This window comes from Enterovirga sp. (assembly GCF_035325185.1).
Classification (GTDB): domain Bacteria; phylum Pseudomonadota; class Alphaproteobacteria; order Rhizobiales; family Beijerinckiaceae; genus Enterovirga.
In genome coordinates this window covers 1-5,704 of the sequence record NZ_DAOLAJ010000144.1, presented here as the reverse complement: position 1 = coordinate 5,704, position 5,704 = coordinate 1, and the positions used below count along the sequence as shown (strand labels likewise).

5 protein-coding genes are annotated in these 5,704 nt (G+C 68.4%); 4 read left to right on the top strand and 1 reads right to left on the bottom strand.

Annotated elements, in window-relative coordinates; all coding sequences use genetic code 11:
* Positions 1-1,353: hypothetical protein (locus tag PKD06_RS18005; protein WP_324382568.1), on the top strand; the 1,353-nt coding region annotated here is incomplete at its 5' end.
* Positions 1,354-1,649: 296 nt separating this feature from the next.
* Here the strand turns inward: PKD06_RS18005 and PKD06_RS18000 are convergent.
* Complete coding sequence (locus PKD06_RS18000; RefSeq protein WP_324382566.1) at positions 1,650-4,475, bottom strand: TIR domain-containing protein; 2,826 nt, start codon at positions 4,473-4,475, stop codon at positions 1,650-1,652.
* Between the two features lie 131 nt (positions 4,476-4,606).
* On the opposite strand from PKD06_RS18000, the gene PKD06_RS17995 reads away from it, so the two are divergent.
* From PKD06_RS17995 to PKD06_RS17985, 3 genes are all read left to right on the top strand, one after another.
* Positions 4,607-4,939 carry a tripartite tricarboxylate transporter substrate-binding protein gene (locus tag PKD06_RS17995; RefSeq protein ID WP_324382570.1) on the top strand — a complete coding sequence of 111 codons (333 nt, stop codon included), beginning with the start codon at positions 4,607-4,609 and terminating at the stop codon, positions 4,937-4,939.
* Positions 4,940-4,986: 47 nt separating this feature from the next.
* The gene (locus PKD06_RS17990; protein ID WP_324382564.1) at positions 4,987-5,328 is read left to right on the top strand and encodes a hypothetical protein; all 342 of its coding nucleotides are present in this window, start codon (positions 4,987-4,989) and stop codon (positions 5,326-5,328) included.
* Positions 5,329-5,346: 18 nt separating this feature from the next.
* Positions 5,347-5,704 (top strand): hypothetical protein (locus PKD06_RS17985; RefSeq protein ID WP_324382562.1); only part of this gene is annotated, 358 nt, incomplete at its 3' end.

Sequence of the window (5,704 nt, the reverse complement as noted above, 5' to 3'; positions counted from 1 at the left end):
CATCCGAGCCTTAGGAGAGCGGAATTGAGCGGCCCGAAAGTCGTCCGGATCGTCACGCGCGAAGAGAACGAGGCAATTTGCCGGGGCATGCTAGCGCGGATCGACGTCGCCTTCGAAGAGTGGTCTGAAGCGGGGCGCCGCAACGATTGCCTGGATGCTGCGACGATCGAGGCCGCGCGGCGCCGCCGTGACTCGCTGGCCGCCCTCGTCGGCCAGGGGAAGTTCGTGGAAATGCAGGCCCAGGCGCCGGCGGAAGAATCCTTCCTGCAGTCGGACATACGATTCAGGCTCAAGAAGGCCGCTGCAGCGAAGGCCATCGCGCGGACACATGCCAGACGCCGCGTCGAGGCGGCCGCGACGCTCCTACGGGCCCTTCGCGTCGCCGGCATCGAGCTTTTGGGCAACGTGATGCGTGCGCTCGAGCGGGGAGACGACGCGGCCCTGGCCGAAGGGTTCCGGGCCCTATCGGCCAGGAGGCCGGCTCCCGAGGCGAAAAGTTCCCTGGCCGAGCAACTTCGACCGGGGGCGGAGACCATGTCGTTCGCCGATTGGCTAGCCGAGCAGCCGGTACCAGAATCCGACCCGGGCATCGCCCGGATCGAGGCCCGGCTCGATGAGTTGGCCAGCTTCGCGTACGCGGGCTCCACTGAGCGCCTCCAGGCGCGGCTTGAGGAGGCCAGACAGGCCCCACCGTCCCGCCGTGGCCTCATACTCGACGGGCTGGAGGTCGAAACCGGGCGCGCCCTCGGCGAGACCAGGAAAGTTGCCGATTTGATTTCCGCCCTCCGGATGCTGCCCGCTGAAATGGCGCAGGCGGGGCTGCCAGCAGATACCTTCGAGGTATCCGATGGGACGCTGAGTGCAGAGATCGTTCAGGCACGCATATCGGCGGCGGAGGCGGCACTGGCCGACCATCGTGCCAAGGCTGCTGCCGCGGCACGTCGGGCTGCCGTCATGAAAGGCCTCGCGGGGCTCGGTTACGAGATCCGAGAGGGGATGACCACGACCTTCGCGGCGAGCGGCAAGCTCGTCGCCGCCGACCCGGCCCGTCCGGGTTATGGCGTCGAGGTCAGCGGAGCAGCGGACGGACGCCAGTTCCAAATGCGACCCGTGGCGTTCGGGGCGCCGGGCCAAGCCGCCGACTCCTCCCGCGATCGAGACGCGGAGACGATCTGGTGTGGCCAGGTGACAGCCCTGTCGAAGTCCCTGGCCGATGGAGGCGGCGGACTGGAGATCGTCCGGGCACTCCCAATCGGAGCAACCCCCTTGAAGCGGGTCTCCGTCCTCGATCAGACTGTTGCCGAGGAGGCGGAAGCGAATGCAATGAGAGAGCGCTCACTGTTCAGGCCCTGACGACGGTGTCTTTAATTGGTTGCATCAGTTTGCAAATCAATGGTTGTAGGCGCGGATGGCAATCACGCGAGCCGCTCCAGCGCGTCGCCCTTGGCCGAGAGGTCCTTCAGGCGCTCGTCGACGTCGAAAAACCCAGGCTGACCGCGCATCGAGCCACCTCGTCCATCGCCAGCCCCATCACACCACGAACCACCTCAAACCGCGAGGTTTTGGGAGGCGTCCAGGCAGGACAGAACTGAATCGGAACCACCACACCCTGGAAACGCTCGCAGAGTCACTCCAGCAGAGCGGCGGTATCACTCGATGCCGTGCGGCCAGCATGGTGAGGCGGCATAGGCGTCGGCCGATGGCGGCCTGCATCCGGGAGACAGGGAGTCTCGCGCCTCCGCCACCATGCCGGCCAGATCGGGGATGCGGAAGACCTTCGCCCGATCCTCCCCGAACTTCACGACGACGTGGCCATCGTCGTCGAAGCCCGCGGAGAGCCATTTGTACATCTGGCCGAGATGAAGCCATTCGCGGCGCGCCGTCAGGGAATAGAGATAGGCCCGGAGCGTCGCGAGACCGACCTGCTCGGTCACGACCAGCCGGGTCCCGCCCGCGTCGGGCTCGACCGCGAACACCTCGTCCTTGCCCCGATAGACCTCCTCGCCGCGCCACCGGCCGGAGGAATCGACATTCCAGCGCCACATCCTGACCGGCTGGGAGGAAACCGTCAGGATGTCGGGCGAGCCGCGCAGGAAATAGGCTTGGCCGCCTTCCCCCGGATCGAGCGTTCCGATCACGCCGCCGTCGAGCCGCCCGGCCTCGGCGACACGGCCGAGATCATAGACGACGGCCTTATCTCGCACGATCATGAGCCGCGTCCGATCCTCGTCGAAGACCGGGCACGCATCGTCCGGCAAGGGAACGATCGTGCGGGACTCCCCCCGGACCACCTGAATCCCTCTCGTCCGGCCCGTCACGACCGAGACGACGCCTCCGCCGGGAAGGGTGCCGGCGGCGCGCGAGGCGGCGCGGCACGCATCCTGCTGCGACCTCAGCTTCAGCGAGGACGCCGCGTCCCCGCTCAGGGAGCGGACGAGGAGCGAGCGCGCGTCCTGGTGCGCGATGTCGTGGATCTTCAGCACCCCGCCCTCCGGGTCCACGACCACGACCCTGTCGGGGCCGTCGAAAGCCGCATAGGCGGGCGCGCTGGCGTGGCGCTTGTGCAGCAGGACCTCGCTATCGTCTCCCAGAACGACGAGGTCTCGGCCGATCAGGACGGCGAGCCGGCCCGTGCCGGGCTCGATGGCGACCGTGGTCACGTTGCCCTTCGGGACGCGGATGCGGTCGAGATCGTTCAGCATCGCCCGGATCGTCGTCCTGTAGAACTCGCCGATGACGGCGTCGTCCCGCGCGCGCCCCGCCGAGCCGAAGCTCACACGTGTCACCAGCAGCTTTCCGGCGACCCGCCGGCAAGCGACGATGTCCGCACCGGGGCGGTCCAGCGCCAGTTCCCGGACATATTTGAGCGCCTCCCGGCGCTGCGTCTCCTCCGCGCCGTTCAGGCACGGGCCGAAGGACATGTCGAATGTCTGGCCCGGATGGGGCTTGACGGGTTGGAGCGATCCGCCCTCGCGCCCCTGGAAGACGACGCGGTAGAACCGATCGTCCCCCGAGACGTGGCGGATGCCCCGGCTGTCGGTGAGCGCGAGGGGTCTCGGGAACGAGCCCGTGGCCGTGAAATACTGGCCCGTCACGGCATCGAGCACATGCAGCAGACCGTCACCCTCCGCGGCGAGGACGAGACCGTTCTGGCCGATGGAAGCTCGGCCTCCCTCCTCCCCGGTCGCGGTCTCCTCGACGCCGCTCCCGGCGAGCGGAAGGCGGCGGACCGTCGCTCGCGCGCCCGACCACCCCAGCTGCTCGACGAGCCAGCCCTCCCGCAGGACGATCAGGCCGCGCCCGTCGGGGGCCTCTTCGAGGAGGAGGATGTCGCGGTCGTCGGGCCGCCCTTCCAGGATCGGCTTCGTCGCATGGCCGTCGAGCTGCATGAGATTCCTGGTCGCCCGATCGAACAGATAGGCGCCGCGGCGCGTGGGGAAGACCTTCACCGTCGCCGGAAGCGGGACGGTGCGTGTTCCGGCCGCGGCGGTCAGCGCCGTCGTGAAGGCGATCAGCATGTCGTCCGGCGCCGCCTCCCGGCGAAACGTGTCCGCCGAGCGCAGGAGAAGCAGAAGCGCCTGGTCGACGAAGCCGTCTTCCGCGAGGGCTCGCCCGACATTGGCGGCTAGGATGGCCGCGCGCTGCTCCGCCTTCCGCGTCTCCTCAATCGCTCGCGCCGTCTGCCGGCGCGCCTCCGCCTCCTGCTTGCGCGCCTCCTCCCGCTGCTCGCCGGCAATCCTCGCCTGCCGGTCGGCCTCCTGTCGCTGCGCGACGGCGTCCTGCCTCTGGACATAGGCGAGAGCGGCGAGGCCGAGGGCGACGAGGAGGCCGAGTGCGAGGGCGCCGATCAGCCCGTTGCGCCAGTGGCGGGCAGCGCGCCGGCTCGCCGCGATCAGCGCGCGCGTATCCTCCGTCGGCAGGGGCGCATGGGCCGGACGGCTCGCGATCCAGGCCTCGGCGGCGCCGAGCCGGGCGCCCCCCAGGAGAAGTCCGCGCGGGCGCCCGGCGCCGTTCCACTCCTCCGCGAGCCGGCCGAGATCGGCATGGGCCCGCATCCAGGCGAGGTCGGTCCCGATCGCGGCGACCAGACGGTCGAGCTGGGCCTCGTAGGTGCCCTCGTCGTCCAGAAAGACGTAGTTCAGCTCGCTCAGCGCCTCAGGAACGCTCGGCTCCTCGACCCGGCGCACGACGACCGGGATGAAGCGCTTGTGGAGCTTCCGGCCGAAAGCGACCTCCTCGGCGCAGATCTTCGAGCCGACCGAATCCGGGGAGAGCACGAACAGGATGGTCTCGGCCCGGCTGATGAGGTCCTTCAGGCGGTCGAACCAGCGCTCGCCGACCTCGATCGCCGCCCGGTCCACGAGCGTCTTCACGCCGCGCGCCTGCAATCCCGCATCGAGCCGGTCGACGAGGGCCATGTCCCGGCGGCTGTAGGAGATGAAGACGGTCGCGGCTCTGTCGCCCTCCGGGAGCACGGAGGCATCCTGTCGCGCTGCGGAGCGGGTGGGATAGGACATGCGGCCGGTCGAGCGAGGTCGCCGGCATTAAGGCGCGCCGTCCCATCCGACGCAACCTTTGCAGCTATTTCGACGCTTTGAACTTGCAGGTGAGCCGCATTTGTCTCGAGGCAGGACCGCTGTCGCAAGAGCTGCACACTGCTCTCTCATCGTTCCCCATGCGGCGGGCGCCGGAGTTGCCGAACGTGACAGGGAGTCACTGGAACGGGCTCGTCGAGGCGGCGGGCACGCCGCGACCCGTCATCGAGCAGTCGAATGCCGAGGTCTCGGCGATCCTCGCGCGGCCCGAGGTCGTGCATGATTTCGACGAGCAAGGCATGATTTCGGCCGGGGGCTCGCCCGAATCATTCGGCGCCTTCATGAGGGCTGAGGCGGAACGCTGGGCCCGTCTCGTCAAGCGCGCCAGCATTCTCGAGGAATGAGACATGCCCCTCTCGCCTGAAACTACCATGGGCGCCTGCAGGACATCATGGCCGTCGCCGAGGCGCAGGGGTGCCGGTCCCTGGTCGTCTTCGCCATGGGCTCGATGATCGGCCCGAGATCGCGCACCCACGGCAGCATGCGCTACCTGTGCGGATGGGACAGCCACCACACGAATGCGATCCAGGTTCTTCGAGTGGGCAAGTGGCCATGCCTTCTGGTGACCAATATCTTCTCCTCCTTTTATGGCCGGGACCATTTCGGCTTGGCCGAGATACGCTTCGTCCCGGCGCCCTCGCTCGGCGACGCCGCGGCCGCGTTGTGTCGTGAGACCGGGGACGTGGCGCGCATCGGCGTGATCGGGAGCGTCGAGATGCCCGTCCCGCTCTGAGATGCGCTCTCGAGCGGATTGCCCGGCGCGGAATGGATCGACCTCACGCCCGAGATCGAACGCCGACGTGTCGTCAAATCCGCCGACGAGCTGAAGAAGCACGAGCGCGCCGCCGCGATCGTCGACGATCTGTTCGAGGCCCGGGCCAGAGAGAGCCGCCAGCCCCGTCAGGGCTTCCAGCTTCAGGCCGAGCTCGAGCGGGTCGCCCGATATGCGGGATGCGAGTTCTGCAAGACCTGGCTCACCATCGCGCCGGAGGCCGATTATTGCCATTCCTCGATCGAGGAATGGCAGCGTGTGCCGGAAGAGGGCGATCAGGTCCTCCTCGGCATCTACCTCATGCATGACGGCTTCTGGGGCCATGCGATCCGGATGG